The organism is Dehalogenimonas sp. W (genome assembly GCF_037094495.1).
Lineage (GTDB): Bacteria > Chloroflexota > Dehalococcoidia > Dehalococcoidales > Dehalococcoidaceae > Dehalogenimonas > Dehalogenimonas loeffleri.
Map to the genome: position 1 here is coordinate 1,651,742 of NZ_CP146612.1, position 16,135 is coordinate 1,667,876.

Below are 16,135 nucleotides of genomic sequence, written 5' to 3' on the forward strand. Positions count from 1 at the left end.
TTTCTATTTTACTATGACAACTATAATTTCCGATATCACTCACCGTAAAACAAAGCTACCAAACGCCCACCCGATTGTGATATAACATTGTACGGAAATGATTCAAATATTACAGGCTCAAGAACGTGTTCTGGAACTCCGGCGATTGCTTAATCACCACAATTATTTGTATTATGTCAAGGACACGCCAGAAATATCTGATGAGTCATATGATGCCCTGTTAAGAGAACTGCGACAACTGGAACAAGAATATCCTTCACTGGTAATCCCTGACTCCCCGACCATGCGGGTAGGTGCCGAACCGCTGAAAGCCTTTGGCGTTATTACCCACCGTAAACCTCTTTTGTCATTGGCTAATGCTTTTAGCAAAGCAGAACTGCAGGCCTGGGTAAAAAGGATAGAAAAATTGTTGCCGGGGGAAGAGTTCACCTTTGTATGCGAACACAAAATGGACGGACTGGCTGTTGCCGTAACCTATGAAGATGGACAGCTTTCTACCGGCGCCACCCGTGGCGACGGGGTAGAAGGTGAGAATATCACCGCTAATTTGCGCACAATCAGGAGTCTGCCGCTCTCCGTGGCAAATCAGTCACCCGAACATTTTGAAGTCCGCGGTGAGGTGTTTTTGCCCAAAGCCAATTTTGAACAGCTTAATCTGAAACGGGATAAAGCCGGCTTACCGCTTTTTGCCAATCCCCGAAACGCGGCTGCCGGGTCGCTGAGGCAGTTGGATCCCAGGGTCACGGCTCAAAGACCGCTGGATATCTATGTTTATGCCTTAGGCTGGGCTGATGGCTCACAATTACCGGCGAGCCATTGGGACACCATGGAACGGATTAAGAGTTGGGGTTTCAAGCTAAATCCTTACAACCGCCATTGCCGTTCGCTTCAGGAAGTTGAACAGTATTATGACGAATGGCTGGAAAAGCGCCACACGCTGCCCTATGAAGCCGACGGTGTGGTCATTAAAATAAACGATCTGGCACAACAGGAGCGCCTGGGTTCGGCGGCCAGGGAACCGCGCTGGGCAATAGCCTTTAAATTTCCGGCGCACCAGGCAACCACCATTTTGAAAGATATCGGCATCAGTGTCGGCCGGACAGGCACTTTGAATCCTTATGCTATTCTGGAACCGGTATTCGTCGGCGGCGTGATTATCAGACAAGCATCACTGCACAATGAAGAAGACATCCAGCGTAAGGATATCCGCATCGGCGACACTGTGGTCATTCAAAGGGCGGGGGACGTTATTCCCCAGGTTGTCGGGCCGGTGTTGGAAAAGCGACCCCATAATGCCAGTGTGTTCAGTATTGAAACTAAACTAAAAGGCGCTGACGGGTTAAGCCATTGTCCGGTCTGTAATTCGCTTATCAGAAAATCACCCGGCGAGGTGATGTATTATTGCCCGAATGCCACCTGCCCGGCTCAATTGGCCGAGAAATTGGAGCATTTCGTCTCCAAATCAGGCATGGATATCAAGGGCATGGGAGAGCAATTGGCCGTTGCTTTTTTGGCCGAAGGCCTAGTTAAAAACGTTGCCGATATTTACAGTCTTGAGGTTTCCCAACTGGCTGCCCGCGACCGGATGAAAAACAAAAGCGCGGTTAATCTCATTGATGCCATTAACAAATCGCGCAAGCGACCCCTGACCAATGTCATCTTTGCGCTGGGTATTCGTCACGTCGGATTGGAGAGCGCGACGGTTCTGGCCCAAAATTTTGGCACGCTTAAAGCTCTGTTTGAAGCCGACCAGGCCCAATTAAAAATTATCCCTGGTATCGGCGACAAGATCGCCGAAAGCATAATTACCTACTTCACCGAACCTCAAAACCGGGAAACTGTTAACCGGTTAATCCAGGTGCTGGAGACTCCCCCGGTTACCCCTGACAATTCAACCGGAACTGACCCTTTAGCCGGAACTGAATTTGTAATTACCGGCACGCTGGCAGGTATGACCCGGCAGCAGGCCTGGGATAGAATCACCGCCGCCGGAGGCACATACAAAACCGATCTAACCAAAAAGACGCGATTTCTGGTAGCGGGCCAGGAGGCCGGATCCAAACTGACCAAAGCCAGGGAGATGGGTATTGAGATTTTGACTGAGGACCAGTTTATAATACTGATTGAAAAACCTGTCACTGAACCACAACCGAGGCTGTTTTAATGAAATTGATCATTGGTTTGGGAAATCCCGGCTGGGAATATTCCGGAACGCGGCATAATATCGGTTTCGTGGTTCTGGGGACACTGGCCAGGCGTCATAAGATAAATTTCAACAAACGCAGTTGCCACTCCCGGATCGGTGAAGGCGATCTGGGACCAATTAAAGTTGCTTTAGCTAAACCGCAGACTTATATGAACCTTTCCGGCGACGCGGTTTCGTCGTTGCTGCGCCGGTACCGACTGAAACCCTCGGATATTATCGTCGTCTATGATGACCTTGATTTGCCGGTTGGTCGCATCAGAATGCGAGCCGATGGCAGTGCCGGCGGTCATAACGGAATTAAATCAATCATTGCGGCTCTGGGTACGGATAAATTTATCAGGCTGAAGGTCGGTATCGGACGACCGACGGTTGAAATTGACCGCAATGAAATAGTGGATCATGTGCTGTCCGGCTTTGACAAAACCGAACATGAGGCGGTGACAGACGCCGTGAACCGGGCCGTGGACGCAATAGAAGTGCTGGTCGCCGAAAACCCGGAAACCGCCATGAACCGCTTCAATTGATTTGAAAGAACCGCCGGTATCCTATAAACTGGCGATTCTGAACGTTTTTTGATTCAAGAAAGGAATATTTATGGCCGACGTACGACCTTTTAAAGCATTGCGCTATGACACCCAGCAGCAGGATGTCAGCGCTTTGATTTGTCCGCCTTACGACGTGATCAGCCCGAAGCAGGAGGAAGCATTACTGCAATCCAACCCTTATAATTTCGTCAGAATAGAGTTTTCTAAAGCTCAACCCGGTGATGATGAGCAAAGCAACCGTTACAGCCGCGCGCTGAGTTTTCTGGAACAGTGGATTGAAAGCGGGGTACTGCGGCAGGACGATAAACCTGCCTATTATTTACACGAGCACACATTTGAATATGAAGGCAAAAAATCCAAAAGATACGGTTTGTTTGCCCGAATCAGGCTGGAGGAATGGGACCGGATGATCGTTCGCCCCCACGAACGTACGCTGGCCGGCCCTAAGCGTGATCGCATCCGCCTGATCAGCACTCTGGAGGCTAACACCAGTCCGGTTTTTGGCCTTTATCACGATCCGGAAGGATATATTGCCGGGATACTGGCTCAAATCATTGACTGGCCGGCAACAGCAGCGTTTAACGGCGAAAACGGAGAATACCACCGACTGTGGCTCATTGATGATGCCGTCACTGTTTCGGCGATTGAAAAAGGATTTGCTTCAAAACCACTGTATATTGCTGACGGCCACCACCGGTATGAGAGCGCACTGGCCTACTGTAAAGAAAGTCAGGTCAAAAGCCCGGAACTGCCGCTGGATGCCGCCCTGAAATTTGTAATGATGTCCTTGACCGACATGTCTGACCCGGGCATGCTGATACTGCCGACTCACCGACTGGTGAAGGGCATCGCCCCGACGGCCATAAATGCCCTATCTTCCAGTCTGGCGGAGTTTTTTAACATTGAGCGATTTTCCCTGACTGATTCAAATGTATGGGCACAACTGGAACCGTTACTGGCTGAGGACAGCTCCCGGTTTTTCATTTACGGCTTAAACGGTAAAGAATTAATCAGTCTGACAGAAATAAATCACGCACAGGTAGAAGCCCTGATGCCTGGCGGACATACCAAAACATATCGGGGGATGGATGTCAGCGTTGTTGATCATGTGGTGCTGGAAAAAATATTGGGTATGGATGCCATGGACGAGGAGCGCATCGATTACGATCACGACCGCAGTTCTACCATTTCCCGTGTTGATTCCGGTGAATTCCAGCTGGCCTTTATTTTGAAACCGGTTCATCCTGAAACCATTCAGTCTATTTCAGATGCCATGGACAAAATGCCGCGAAAAAGCACCTATTTTTACCCCAAAATACCGTCCGGAGTGGTTCTCTACCGTTTAAAGGATTAAAAAGAGAGGGTGCTGAACGCACCCTCTCTTCATATTCTTCAACAAGCTTTTTAGCCCAGCAGACATTGGGGCAGATCCTTGAGCGCCGATTCTACCAGCGCTTCCGGATATTCATAGTCAGCCAGCTTACCGGACAGATAAGCATCGTAGGCCGCCAGATCAAAATGACCATGGCCGGAATGGCTGAACAGGATGACCTTCTTTTCACCAGACTCACGGCATCTCAGGGCTTCATCAATGGTAGCGCGGATGGCATGGTTGGTTTCCGGCGCACTGATAAATCCTTCGGTTCTGGCAAATTGGATCCCGGCTTCAAAGGTCGGTAACTGAAGAACGGCTTTTGCTTCTATCAGGCCGAGGTCATAAAGATGGCTGATAATCGGCGACATGCCGTGGTAACGCAATCCGCCTGCATGAACCGGCGGCGGCATGAATTTGTGACCCAGTGTGAACATCTTCACGATCGGCGCCATGGCAGCGACATCGCCATAATCAAAGGCAAACTTGCCCTTGGTCAGGGTGGGACAGCTTGATGGTTCCACTGCGATGATGCGGGTATTTTTGCCGGCGGTCAGATTCTGATGAACAAAAGGCAAGGCCATACCGCCGAAGTTGGAACCGCCGCCGACGCAACCGATAACTACATCGGGATATTCGCCGGCCATTTCCATCTGTTTCAGCGATTCCAATCCGATAACCGTCTGGTGCATCAGCACATGATTAAGAACGCTGCCGAGGGAATAATGGGAATCAGCTCTCGGTGCGGCGTCTTCCACAGCCTCCGAAATAGCCAGACCCAGGCTGCCGGGGCTGTTGGGGTCCTCAGCCAGGGCTGCGCGACCGGAATTGGTGTCCGGGCTGGGGCTGGGCACACATTGGGCTCCCCACGTTTCCATCATCATGCGCCGGTACGGCTTTTGTTGATAACTGACCTTAACCATATAAACTTTAAGCTCAATGTCAAACTGACAGCAGGCAAAGGCCATGGAACTGCCCCATTGTCCGGCACCGGTTTCGGTGGTTAACCGCTTAATACCCTCTTTTTTGTTGTAGAAAGCCTGGGGCACGGCGGTATTGGGCTTATGGCTGCCGGCCGGGCTGGAACCTTCATACTTGTAAAATATTTTGGCGGGTGTATCCAGAGCCTTTTCCAGGGCACGGGCGCGATATAGTGTGGTCGGCCTCCAAGCCTTGTAAATATCAATGACCTCGCCCGGGATATCAATATAGCGCTCCTGAGAGACCTCCTGCATGATCAGTTCCATTGGAAATAACGGAGCCAGATCCGCCGGCCCCAGCGGCTGCATTGTGCCCGGGTGAATAGCCGGAGCCAAAGGCTTGGGCAGATCAGCCTGGATGTTGTACCAACTGGTCGGCATTTCCTTTTCAGTTAGCAGATACTTGGTGTGTTCCACGATAATTCCTCCTTCTTGATTGTGTTTTGACTTTCTTCCGATCGGCAATTTTGGACAAAAGAAAAAGCCCTCTCCCTTTTTCAAGGGGCAGAAGGCTCCGCGGTACCACCCTTATTAAGCTGTAACAGCTCATCTCACTGGGCACTTGCCGATATTTTACACCGGAAACTGCCCGGGACTTTAACGTTTCCCCAACGGCTGCGCCTACCTGCCGTTTTCAACGGCCATCGGACAGCGGCTCCTGAGTCCATTCACTCACCTGCCTCTGGCACCGGCTTCCACCTGATCCGGCTCTCTGTGCCCGGCCTCGGGAGTTACTACTCTCATTCACGGCCTGTGTGAATATTCAGTTGCTGGCAATATAATCCAATATTACATTCTTGTCAAGACACCAGGTGTACGGCTACATTATAATTAAGCTATTTGGCAAGGCATGCCTGATTTGATAGACTGCTGGACAACACACTCTTCGAGGACTTTCATGAATTTAACAGCTTTTCTTGCTGACGCAGCATGCCAGCATAAAGATAGAACCGCCTTCAAGATGGGACAGAGAACACTTTCATTTTCTGATCTAGACCGTTTTTCCAACGGGTTGGCGCAAAAACTGGTGGAAGCCGGCGTCACGCCTGGAGAACGGATAGCACTGCTGATGGAAAACTCCCCGGATTTTCCGATTGTTTATTTCGGTATTATTAAAGCCGGAGCAGTCGCCGTTCCACTGGACACCAAATACAAGGAATTGGAAATACGGGCAGTATTTAACGATTGCCGTCCGGCCTGGCTGTTTGCGGAACCGGCGATACTTAAAAACCTTCAGCCTGAGCTGGCCAGGTATGATTTTCTCCGGCATATCGTCTGCTCCTCTCCGGCCGATATTGAAGGGTATATAGCTTACGGCTCGCTGGTGTCCAGATCTGACAGTGCCCCGGACGTTAAGACCCAGCTTGAACTGGCCCATATTGCTTATACATCCGGGCCGACGTTAAGGCCTCACGGCGTGGAAGTCACCCATCAAGCCCTGATAGATGCCGCCGCCGGCTCAGCCGCCGGGTTCAGGCAGACGGAAGCGGATGTTGCCATTCTGTTCGCCTTGCCGTTGCATCATACGATGGGTATCGCCATTATCATGATGGCCTGTTTAAGCGCCGGTAGTTCCATAGTTATGATCGGCGGTATCTCCATTGATGCTGTTTTATGCGCTATTGAACGAGAACGAGCCACCATGTTCCATGGGGTACCATTTATTCATGCCATGATTGTGAATCATCTGAAAATCAACGGCTTGAAATATGATGTCAGTACACTGAGATTTTGCGGCAGCGCCGGCGCCCCGATCCCCGTCAGCGTGATCAAAGATTTTGAAGAACTAACCGGTAAGTATTTGATCCAATATTACGGGTTAACCGAATCCACCACCCACGTTACCTGTCAGGATGTCAGCCGGTCCGGTCGCAGCGGCGGTGTCGGCACTGCAATACCGGGTTTTAGTGTCAGAGTGGTTGATACTGACGGCCGGGAGGTTGCTGCAGGCGAACCTGGAGAAGTGATTATCAAGGGGCCTGTCATGCGGGCGTACCACAATCTTCCGGAAGAGACTGCCCGATATATCCGGGATGGCTGGTTGTTCACCGACGATATCGGGGTTAAGGATGAACATGGCGAACTATATATCACCGGCGTAAAAAAACCGATGCTCATCACCAAAGGTCAGAATATTTATTTTTCCGATATTGTTGACGTATTGAATACCCACCCTGATATTGCCGAGGCCGCCGCCGCCGGTATCCCGGATCCTGACGGCATGCGCGGTGAAGTGGTATTGGCCGTGATAAAATTACGCCCCGGTGCCGACATTACTGAACAACAGGTTAAAAAATATTGTCTGGACAGACTAGCCAATTACAAGTGCCCCAAGAAGGTTTTGTTTGTCACCGACATTCCACGGCATTCCAACGGCCATCTGGCCGCTTTCGGTCTGCTGGACTAACTTCAAACATGGCCGTCCTTTTATCCGTCGGGCAAGGTTTTCTAACATTCAACAGAACAGCGTATAATTAATCAATGGTTATCAATCCACTGGTAAAACGCGACCTTGAAAAAGTTAGACGGGCGGTCCGGCTGTTTCCTAATTCCGCCTCTGAAAAACCGGTATTATTCGTCATGGTCGGCTTGCCCGGCAGCGGAAAAAGCTATTTTGTTGACAGACTGATTCGGAAGATTCCGGCAACTGTGTTGCAAAGTGATTTTATCCGCAAAACTCTGTTGAAAAAGCCCACTTACACCCAGCGGGAGCATACCCGGGTTTTCAGAGCCATTCACACCGCTGCCCGCGAATTGCTGGACTCAAATAACAACGTTTTAATTGACGCAACAAATCTGAACCGGAAATACCGTCGTCCGCTGTATCAAATGGCGGCAGAAACCAGGGCCCGAATCATCATTATATATCTGGATACACCCAGAGAAATTGCCAGGGAACGCATCATGGATCGCCGGGCACAGGGTGAGTGTATCTCCGATGCGGATTGGGAAGTATATCAAATGCTGGAAGAGGATTTTGAACCGCCGGTAGAACCCGATTACACCGTGACGCCGGTCACGGATCTCCCGGAACTTATTACCAAAATCGCCGGCGACATCGCCATTAAATAAAAGTGAGGCTTCATGGACATCAAACTAATTACCACCGAATTTGAACAGATTCAAGCGGATGCAGTTATCGTGGGGGTTTTTGAAATTACCACGGACGACAGCGAAGCAACAAACTGGGACAAGTCACTGGTTCAACTAATTCAACGACTGCGGCAAAAGAAGGAAATTAAGGGAACACTCGGTGAACTGACCACGATTCATGGTCTGGCTCCTACCGGTACTGGTAAATTCATCGTACTGGGGTTGGGTAAACAGGACATTCTCACACTGGCGCGTTTACGCTCGGCTGTTGCAGATGCTTGCCGTGCCGTACAACGCGCTCATGGCTATGAACTGGTTATCGCCCTGCCGAAAACCGGTATGACCGGCGAACAGACCGGTTCGGCAATCGCTCAGGGGGCTTTATTGGGGACATACCGGTTTACCCGGCATCAGACCAAAGAACCGGAATACGGCCAGCTAAAATCGGTGGGGGTTATCGGTGCCGGAGATTTCACCGCTGAAGCTTTTGAACAGGGGCTGAAGAAAGGACAAGCGGTGGCTGATGGAATCGTCATGGCCCGTGACATGGCCAATGAACCTTCAAACCATATGACTCCCGCGCATATGGCAGAGGCCGCACTGAAACTAACCAGCATTCCGGGTCTAAAAGTTGAAGTCCTGGAACGAGCCGATATGGTCAAGATGGGCATGGGCGGACTGCTGGGGGTATCCAGCGGGTCATCAGCCGTTAATCCACCGAAACTGATTGTCATCCGTTACAAAGGACGTACTGCAAACGATTGGGACCTCGGTTTGGTAGGTAAAGGCCTGACCTTTGACAGCGGCGGCATATCCATCAAGCCGTCCGAAAAAATGGAGGAGATGAAATTTGATATGAGCGGCGGCGCATCGGTAATCGGCGCCATGAGTGCCATCGGCCGCTTGAAATTGCCGTTGAACGTTATCGCCGCAGTACCTGCTACCGAAAATATGCCGGACGGCGGGGCCTTCAAGCCCGGCGACGTGCTCAAGATGTACAGCGGCAAAACGGTTGAAGTTATTTCAACCGACGCTGAGGGACGATTGATTTTGGCCGATGCTTTGACGTTTGTTGATCGGGAAAATCCGAAAGCCCTGATTGACGTGGCTACGCTGACCGGAGCGGTAATTATTGCTCTGGGTACTCAGGCTTCCGCAGCGGTGACTAATAACGAAGCCCTGTTGCAAAAAGTGATTAAAGCCGGTGAAAGCGCCGGCGAACGCGTCTGGCAGTTGCCGGGCTGGGATGAATATCGCGACCAATACAAGAGTGATTATGCCGATATTAAAAATGTCGGCGGCCGCCCTGCCGGCACCATTACCGCCGGACTGTTTCTGTCAGAGTTCATCAATCCCCAGACACCATGGGTTCACCTGGATATCGCCGGTACCGCCTGGGGGGATAAGGAAAAAGGCCACTTGACCAAAGGCAGCAGCGGCGTGCCGGTAGCGACACTGGTTAATCTGGCGGAAATGCTGATCCCAGTCTAAAATTTTAAATTGATTCAAGCGGGAAAATAATCGTATTTGCCGGGTACTAGTACCGGGTGATAGAATATATCTAGTTTCCCTTCGAGTCGTTAGGCCTAATCCCAAACGGCATGGCCGACGACCTTTAGGGCGTCGTTGGAAACGGCGGCACCTCCCGTATTTGGAAAGAAGGGCGGAATATTCAGCCGCCTCTTTTGGAGGCTTTTTTAGTCGTGACTGAAGCCAGTTGCATTACCGGCACTTTAGATGCCTATAACCGGCGCATTAATTATCTCCGAATTTCGGTGACTGACCGCTGCAACCTGCGTTGCGTATATTGTTCCGACGGCGGACTGGATCATCTGTCTCACAACGACATACTTTCTTACGAAGAAATTGCTGCCGTGACCCGCGTAGCCGCAAGTATGGGAGTCAGGCACATCCGGTTGACCGGGGGCGAACCTCTGGTCCGTCCGGCGCTGTCCAATTTGATTAAACTTTTAACAGTCATACCTAATATTGATGATGTTTCACTGACAACCAACGGCACGCTGCTCAAAACCCAGGCGGCTGACCTGAAAAAGGCCGGCTTGAAACGCATCAATGTATCTCTGGATTCTCTTTTACCGGACAGATTCGCCCGGATAACCGGTGGTGAACAACTGGACCGGGTGTTTGAAGGAATTGAAGAGGCCCATCGCGTCGGGTTGTCCCCCATCAAGGTTAACATGGTGGTCATGCCGGGCATTAACGACGACGAGATAACGAGTTTCGCCCAAAAAGCCAAATATGAAGGCTGGCATGTACGTTTTATTGAATATATGCCGTTTGAGGGTTCTGACAATTCCAAGGTTCTATCGGTCGCGGAAATCAAGGATAGGATTGAAGCCGAAAATGGACAACTCTGGGCATGCTGTATCAGCGGCGCCGGGCCGGCGAACTATTACAGTTTCGGATCCGGCCAGGGGACTATCGGGTTTATCCGGCCTATCAGCCATCGTTTTTGCGGACAATGCAACCGATTACGGCTGACTGCCGACGGCAAATTGCGCCCTTGCTTGTTGAATGATACTGAATTAGACTTAAAAAACGTTATACGCAGGGGCGGTACCGAGCAGGATATCAAAGACCTGCTGCTTCAAGCCGTCATGGCGAAACCGGAACGGCACAATCTGGAGGAAATGGCGGTGGGCGGCCGGCAGATGAGGCAGATCGGGGGCTGATGCTGATGGAATTATCACACGTGAACGAAAACGGTCAGGCTCATATGGTGGACGTGACCGCCAAGGCCGTCACCAACCGGCGGGCAACGGCCGTCTCTTTTATCCGTATGAAGCCGGAAACGCTGCGTCTGATCAGGGAGAACCAGATAAAAAAAGGTGACGTCCTGGCCACGGCGCGTATCGCCGGTATCATGGCGGTTAAACAAACGCCGGAATTAATCCCGTTATGTCACCCTTTGCTAATCACCTCAGTCACCGTTGATTTTGAATATCAGGGCGAGACTACCATCAAGATCATGACGGAAGTCAGAACTACCGGGCAGACCGGAGTAGAAATGGAAGCCTTGACGGGTGCTTCCGTGGCTGCACTAACAATTTATGACATGTGTAAAGCAGTAGACAAGGGCATGACCATTGAACAAACCCGCCTGGAAATGAAAGAAGGCGGCAAAAGCGGCACCTACAGGAGAAGTGTTGATGGGTAAGATTATCGCGGTATGCGCCAGCGTAAAAAAGGGCACCAAGAAGAAGGATATCGGTTGCGGTGTTTTAGAAACAGATTACGGCCTTCAAGGCGATGCCCATGCCACTCAGGGTTGGCACCGACAGATAAGCCTGCTGGATAATTCCAGCATCAACAAGATGCGCGCCAAGGGATTGACGTTAACCCCTGGTGATTTTGCAGAAAATCTGACGACTGATGGACTTGAAATACTAATGACGCTGCCCATCGGGACACGTCTGAAGACCAGTCAGGGCGTGGAAATGGAAATTACGCAGATAGGCAAGGAATGCCACCAACATTGCCAGATTTATCGCCAGGTAGGAATGTGCGTCATGCCGCTGGAAGGCGTCTTCGCCCGTATTATCAGCGGCGGCGACGTGGCCGCCGGCGACACCATTGATGTCGTAACGGCCTGAGACGCCCAACCAAACCTAAAACGGCTCTTCAGCCCCTTTGTACCCTTCATCACGGAACTCCGCCCGTTCGGCTTTAAGCGCTTCACCAATAGCCGCATGAACCGCCGCCTCTGGGATGGTTGTGGGCAGAAAGCTTTTTACAATTCCCATGGCCAGATTGGTCTTTTCAATTGATTTCGCACCATCGGTTTCAATGCCGGTCATCGCCCGAATGGCATCAATATTTTCCGGTATGGTGACCGCTTCATTATGCACCTGAAACACCAGGTAGGCTTCCCGTTCATCGGCAGCCAAAGCGTCCTCCCAAATGCCAACTTCCCACATATCATTTCGGGGGCGGCGTAAATCCCGCATGAGTTCAATTACCGAATTCATGGCCACAATACCGTCGCTGGATCTGACGAAAGCCAGACGTGGTTCCTCCCACAAAGCGTGGCGAAGTTCCTTCAAGCTGATCTGGTGGTTTGTTTCCACCATGGCATAATGCATATGACTTAAATTAAATGGTCCGGCACCCGCCATGGTAGTAATATCCAATCCCTTTATTACGGTGCGCGCGTCCGGCCCCTGGTGGCTGGGCACTTTTGTTTCTGGAATCACAGTGTTGATCATGCCGTCACGGTGGCTTTCCCAGGGGTCAGTACCCCGCCGTAAAATCATGACTCTGGCGCGCTTAATCCAGCCCCGCCGGTGGAAGGTGTTCATAACGCGGCATAAAGCCGTGGTATTACACGACACCACCCGGGCGAATTGCCGGTTCAAAGCCTCAGCGTAATTAACCTGGGCGACAAAAGACATCCCGGCGACTTCGTGTTTTTCCGCACCCTGAAAAATCGCTTTTACCCCGGCAGTTTCGTACACACTTTTTAGTTGAGCTCCGACTCCCTTAGGGGTGCAGTCAACGACGACATCAACCTTTTTTATCAGGTCATCCAGGTCGCCAACTGCGGGGATTCCGGCCTCGTTCATCATGGAGAGTTTCTCCGGAACAGCAGAATATATGGGATAGCCGCGCTCAGCAGCAATTCTAATCCGGTAATCCGCATTAACCGCGGTGACACCGGCAACTTCCATATCATCCTGAAGGGCTACGGCATCCGCGACCCGTTTGCCAATTACGCCGTACCCGTTGATGCCGACTCTTATCTTTCCCATGGATACCTCTCATACGGTGTGCATAAAATTCCCGATTCACCGCGACACTATTAATTTAACCTAAGGCCGAGCCGGATGCAACCCGGCGACGTTATGACAGCTTGCGCGAATACGCCTGATTTTGTTAAACTTATCGTCACGTCATCATGGGCCGTTAGCTCAGTTGGTAGAGCACCTGACTTTTAATCAGGGTGTCACAGGTTCGAGACCTGTACGGCCTACATTCAGCCCCCTCGGAAAACCTCTTTCCTGACATGATATAATACTTCCATCAATTATATTCAGGAATGTTATGTCAGATATTCTTCAAAACAAAAACTCGGCCACCCGATTTCAGATACTGGTGGAAATTGCTTCTAAAGGTCCTGCGGTGGAGCAAAAGACCATAGCCGCTCAACTGGAGATTACGCCCCAGGCTGTTTCTGAATACCTGAAGCACCTGATAGCGGAAAAACTGGTCGTCTCTGAAGGGAGGTCCCGCTATCGCCTGACTTCCGGCGGGGTTAACTGGATGCTGAAACAGCTCCGTGACCTTAATACCTATGTGGATATGGCCAAACGGGCGGTGACCGATATTTCAGTCAATGCAGCGCTGGCACTCGGTGACATCAAGGAAGGCCAGGAAGTTGGATTGATCATGCGAGACGGAATCCTGATGGCCAGCACCGGTATTGATGCCGGTGCCAGGGGTGTCGCCGCCGGCAATGCTCAGACCGGCGAAGATGTCGGCATCACCGGTATCAGAGGTATTGTGCCACTCAGCCAGGGAACGGTTTTTCTGGCGGCTGTGCCAGGAATTAAAGAAGGCGGTTCACATCGGGCTAATCTGGAAAGGCTGGCGCTGCTGGTCAGAAACCAAAAGCATATTGCCGCGCTGGGCATTGAAGCATTTGCTTCATTGAAACGAGTGGGCGTTGAGCCGCGCTACTTTTATTCCGTACCCGAAGTAGTCATTGACGCTGCCCGCTATGGTCTGGAAATTATCGTTGTGGCCGTCTCCGATGAACTGCCGGATCTAATAAAGGCGCTCAGTGAATCCGGTATAGAACCTCACTTTATTGATTTACGTCCGGATTAGATTAATCGGAAGCCTTCTCCAAACCAGCGACAGCTTGACCGGATTATCCGGAACGGCTACAATATCAGGCGTTGTCTCGGCGCCGAGGTAGCTCAGTCGGTAGAGCAGCGGACTGAAAATCCGCGTGTCCCCAGTTCAAGTCTGGGCCTCGGCACCAACTCAGTACTTTTAAATAGTTCGGCTGTATTATGCCGGAGTGGCGGAATGGTAGACGCGGCAGTCTCAAACACTGCTAGGGGGTAACTCCTGTGTCGGTTCGAGTCCGACCTCCGGCACCAAGCGACTGCCATTACCAGGCTTGTTGCCGAGTTGTGTAGTGGTAGCACGAAGGACTTTGAATCCTTTTGCCCAGGTTCGAATCCTGGCTCGGCAGCCAAAAAGTATATACGTTCCCGAGTAGCTCAGTGGTAGAGCGGTCGGCTGTTAACCGATTGGTCGAAGGTTCGAATCCTTCCTCGGGAGCCATTTATTTTCTCCCGCAGACTGACTTGGTTTATTTTCCTCACTTTCAGCTGATTGTCTTTTACTTCTCATTCTTTGATGCTATACTTGAGCATCAAACATAAGCCGGGTACAAACGGCGAAGGAGATTTACGTGGATGAACAGACTCAAAGCCTTATCTATTTCATCGTTTTCATCGTAATCTGCGCGGCGCTGTTATTCGGCATCGCGAAGGGCTTGTCCAAGCGTTCCACTAAAAAGTAATTACTATAATCTAAAACAGTAAAGCGGCTGATCCACCGGATTCAGCCGCTTTTTACTATGGTGAAATAATTCTAAATTAGGCCATTCTGAAAGAATATGACCAGGACAATTACCGCCGAAACCACAGCGCCGGCGATAACCTGACCGAGGGTATGCTGGGCCAGTTTTACGCGGGACCAGGCCATAGCCGGCAACAGCAGCAATGACGGCAACGCCCACCAGCCATATAAAACATGCAGGATTACTACAAAAGCTGAGGTGGTGGAGGTGTGAACACTAATCTTCCACCATAAATTAACGGCGGCGAAAGTAACCACCGTCACCAGTGTTATCACCAACACCGCAAAAATGGCAGCCGGGGCATTCATCCAATTCAGCAAGAGCAATGTCATGACAGTGAAGAACAGGCCGATGACGTAAATTCTATGACGCTGGTGCCGCCGGTTGGAGAACAGAGCATCCATGCGCCCGCTCCGCACCAGGAAAATGGCAACAGTAAGCACAGGAAGAATGTTCAGCACAGTAACCAGCAGAAACCAGCGGACAGCCTCGGACGTTGTGGCCGCAGCATCAAAAGAGACCGCAGCCAGAATGATGATACCGAGAGCCAGCGGATTCAGCCCGTCAGAAATATAGTTAGCGATCTTAGTTTGGGTCACAAGTCTTATCCGGCTTCATGAGTGGCTTATTATAACACAATCAAAAGCTTAATCAGACGTATCCGCGCCGTTTGTCTAACCATGATGATCAGCGAGTTGAGCAAAAAAGTCTTCCACGATTTCCGGTCGCCTGACGATGGCATAATTAATGCCGAATCGGGTTTTCAACCGGTGAGGTACGCAGCAGCACTGACAACAATTACAGATGGCGTAATAATGTCCCCGGCATTGCATCATCAGGGGCATCAACCGGGACTCACGGCACTGCTGTAACAAAGCGACGGCTTCGGCGGAGGTAATGCGACGAGTCTTTTCTGATACCTCGGCGTACACATTCCGGCCGAACCCGACAATTAACTCCGCTTCAACCGGAGCATCACAATTATGAAAGGTCCGGCGGCAGGCGCACTCCCCGACCGCCACCCAGGCGGACCTGGTCACAATCTCTTCAGCTTCGGCGGCGGTCAATGCAAATGCACCGTGGTGTTGTGCGGCGTATCGGTTGGCGGCGCGGCGCACCAGACGTCCCAGCAACGGAATACGAACCAAAGGCGCCAACAGCATGTATGCCCTTAAGAATTGACCCTGATGGCGACCGTAAAAAGGCAAAGTATGATGCATAATAAAAAAGTATTTGACGAGTCTGGTTTCTCTCAATATACTTGGAATATACCGGTAATACAAATACCAGGGAACTAAATTCCAATGCCCGGTAATATCCGTTTGC

The 16,135-nt window shown here is 51.0% G+C and carries 14 protein-coding genes, 5 tRNA genes and 1 riboswitch; of the genes, 15 read left to right on the plus strand and 4 right to left on the minus strand.

The window, feature by feature from the left end:
• Window positions 1-106 precede the first annotated feature (106 nt).
• From ligA to V8247_RS08525, 3 genes are all read left to right on the plus strand, one after another.
• Window positions 107-2,164 (plus strand): NAD-dependent DNA ligase LigA, encoded by a 2,058-nt coding sequence (gene ligA, locus V8247_RS08515; protein ID WP_375340889.1) that lies wholly within the window; start codon window positions 107-109, stop codon window positions 2,162-2,164.
• Window positions 2,164-2,730: an aminoacyl-tRNA hydrolase gene (gene pth / locus V8247_RS08520; protein ID WP_338737426.1), complete on the plus strand. Its 567-nt coding sequence runs from the start codon at window positions 2,164-2,166 to the stop codon at window positions 2,728-2,730. The genes ligA and pth overlap by 1 nt, the downstream gene beginning before the upstream one ends.
• A 70-nt stretch (window positions 2,731-2,800) precedes the next feature.
• Entirely contained in the window at window positions 2,801-4,105 is a 1,305-nt protein-coding gene (locus tag V8247_RS08525; protein ID WP_338737427.1) for a DUF1015 domain-containing protein, read from the plus strand.
• A gap of 50 nt (window positions 4,106-4,155) precedes the next feature.
• Here V8247_RS08525 and V8247_RS08530 read toward each other — a convergent pair whose 3' ends face one another.
• Complete coding sequence (locus tag V8247_RS08530) at window positions 4,156-5,520, minus strand: TrpB-like pyridoxal phosphate-dependent enzyme (RefSeq protein WP_338737428.1); 1,365 nt, start codon at window positions 5,518-5,520, stop codon at window positions 4,156-4,158.
• 481 nt (window positions 5,521-6,001) lie between these two features.
• Between V8247_RS08530 and V8247_RS08535 the strand changes: the two genes are divergently transcribed.
• From V8247_RS08535 to V8247_RS08560, 6 genes are all read left to right on the plus strand, one after another.
• Window positions 6,002-7,510 (plus strand): AMP-binding protein, encoded by a 1,509-nt coding sequence (locus V8247_RS08535; protein WP_338737429.1) that lies wholly within the window; start codon window positions 6,002-6,004, stop codon window positions 7,508-7,510.
• Between the two features lie 74 nt (window positions 7,511-7,584).
• Window positions 7,585-8,175 (plus strand): ATP-binding protein, encoded by a 591-nt coding sequence (locus V8247_RS08540; protein ID WP_338737430.1) that lies wholly within the window; start codon window positions 7,585-7,587, stop codon window positions 8,173-8,175.
• Between the two features lie 12 nt (window positions 8,176-8,187).
• Complete coding sequence (locus V8247_RS08545; protein WP_338737431.1) at window positions 8,188-9,687, plus strand: leucyl aminopeptidase; 1,500 nt, start codon at window positions 8,188-8,190, stop codon at window positions 9,685-9,687.
• A gap of 66 nt (window positions 9,688-9,753) precedes the next feature.
• Window positions 9,754-9,874: riboswitch (molybdenum cofactor riboswitch) on the plus strand.
• Between the two features lie 25 nt (window positions 9,875-9,899).
• Complete coding sequence (moaA, locus tag V8247_RS08550) at window positions 9,900-10,889, plus strand: GTP 3',8-cyclase MoaA (protein ID WP_338737432.1); 990 nt, start codon at window positions 9,900-9,902, stop codon at window positions 10,887-10,889.
• A 5-nt stretch (window positions 10,890-10,894) separates the two neighbouring features.
• Window positions 10,895-11,374: a cyclic pyranopterin monophosphate synthase MoaC gene (gene moaC / locus V8247_RS08555; RefSeq protein WP_338737433.1), complete on the plus strand. Its 480-nt coding sequence runs from the start codon at window positions 10,895-10,897 to the stop codon at window positions 11,372-11,374.
• A complete protein-coding gene (locus V8247_RS08560; protein WP_338737434.1) occupies window positions 11,367-11,810 on the plus strand; it encodes an MOSC domain-containing protein in 444 nt (147 codons plus the stop codon). Before moaC ends, V8247_RS08560 begins: the two co-directional genes overlap by 8 nt.
• Before the next feature lie 15 nt (window positions 11,811-11,825).
• On the opposite strand, the gene V8247_RS08565 is transcribed toward V8247_RS08560, so the two are convergent.
• Complete coding sequence (locus V8247_RS08565; protein ID WP_338737435.1) at window positions 11,826-12,965, minus strand: type II glyceraldehyde-3-phosphate dehydrogenase; 1,140 nt, start codon at window positions 12,963-12,965, stop codon at window positions 11,826-11,828.
• A 148-nt stretch (window positions 12,966-13,113) separates the two neighbouring features.
• On the opposite strand from V8247_RS08565, the gene V8247_RS08570 reads away from it, so the two are divergent.
• From V8247_RS08570 to V8247_RS08595, 6 genes are all read left to right on the plus strand, one after another.
• Window positions 13,114-13,186: transfer RNA gene (locus V8247_RS08570), tRNA-Lys, on the plus strand.
• A gap of 71 nt (window positions 13,187-13,257) precedes the next feature.
• Window positions 13,258-14,043 carry a MarR family transcriptional regulator gene (locus tag V8247_RS08575; protein ID WP_338737436.1) on the plus strand — a complete coding sequence of 262 codons (786 nt, stop codon included), beginning with the start codon at window positions 13,258-13,260 and terminating at the stop codon, window positions 14,041-14,043.
• 81 nt (window positions 14,044-14,124) lie between these two features.
• Window positions 14,125-14,200, plus strand: a tRNA-Phe gene (locus V8247_RS08580).
• A gap of 33 nt (window positions 14,201-14,233) precedes the next feature.
• Window positions 14,234-14,321, plus strand: a tRNA-Leu gene (locus V8247_RS08585).
• A gap of 24 nt (window positions 14,322-14,345) precedes the next feature.
• Window positions 14,346-14,419 (plus strand) — tRNA-Gln (locus V8247_RS08590).
• Window positions 14,420-14,433: 14 nt separating this feature from the next.
• Window positions 14,434-14,508 (plus strand) — tRNA-Asn (locus tag V8247_RS08595).
• Window positions 14,509-14,820: 312 nt separating this feature from the next.
• Here V8247_RS08595 and V8247_RS08600 read toward each other — a convergent pair.
• Window positions 14,821-15,408 (minus strand): phosphatidic acid phosphatase, encoded by a 588-nt coding sequence (locus V8247_RS08600; protein WP_338737437.1) that lies wholly within the window; start codon window positions 15,406-15,408, stop codon window positions 14,821-14,823.
• A gap of 75 nt (window positions 15,409-15,483) precedes the next feature.
• On the minus strand, window positions 15,484-15,972 hold the full coding sequence (locus V8247_RS08605; protein ID WP_338737438.1) for a ferredoxin-like protein: 489 nt from the start codon (window positions 15,970-15,972) through the stop codon (window positions 15,484-15,486).
• Between the last annotated feature and the right edge of the window lie 163 nt (window positions 15,973-16,135).

Excerpts from the sequence above, each read along its gene's own strand:
- pth (WP_338737426.1), top strand. The coding sequence starts at position 2,164 with ATGAAATTGATCATTGGTTTGGGAAATCCCGGCTGGGAATATTCCGGA.
- V8247_RS08525 (WP_338737427.1), top strand. The coding sequence starts at position 2,801 with ATGGCCGACGTACGACCTTTTAAAGCATTGCGCTATGACACCCAGCAG.
- V8247_RS08535 (WP_338737429.1), top strand. The coding sequence starts at position 6,002 with ATGAATTTAACAGCTTTTCTTGCTGACGCAGCATGCCAGCATAAAGAT.
- V8247_RS08540 (WP_338737430.1), top strand. The coding sequence starts at position 7,585 with ATGGTTATCAATCCACTGGTAAAACGCGACCTTGAAAAAGTTAGACGG.
- V8247_RS08545 (WP_338737431.1), top strand. The coding sequence starts at position 8,188 with ATGGACATCAAACTAATTACCACCGAATTTGAACAGATTCAAGCGGAT.
- moaC (WP_338737433.1), top strand. The coding sequence starts at position 10,895 with ATGGAATTATCACACGTGAACGAAAACGGTCAGGCTCATATGGTGGAC.
- V8247_RS08560 (WP_338737434.1), top strand. The coding sequence starts at position 11,367 with ATGGGTAAGATTATCGCGGTATGCGCCAGCGTAAAAAAGGGCACCAAG.
- V8247_RS08565 (WP_338737435.1), bottom strand. The coding sequence starts at position 12,965 with ATGGGAAAGATAAGAGTCGGCATCAACGGGTACGGCGTAATTGGCAAA.
- V8247_RS08575 (WP_338737436.1), top strand. The coding sequence starts at position 13,258 with ATGTCAGATATTCTTCAAAACAAAAACTCGGCCACCCGATTTCAGATA.
- V8247_RS08605 (WP_338737438.1), bottom strand. The coding sequence starts at position 15,972 with ATGCTGTTGGCGCCTTTGGTTCGTATTCCGTTGCTGGGACGTCTGGTG.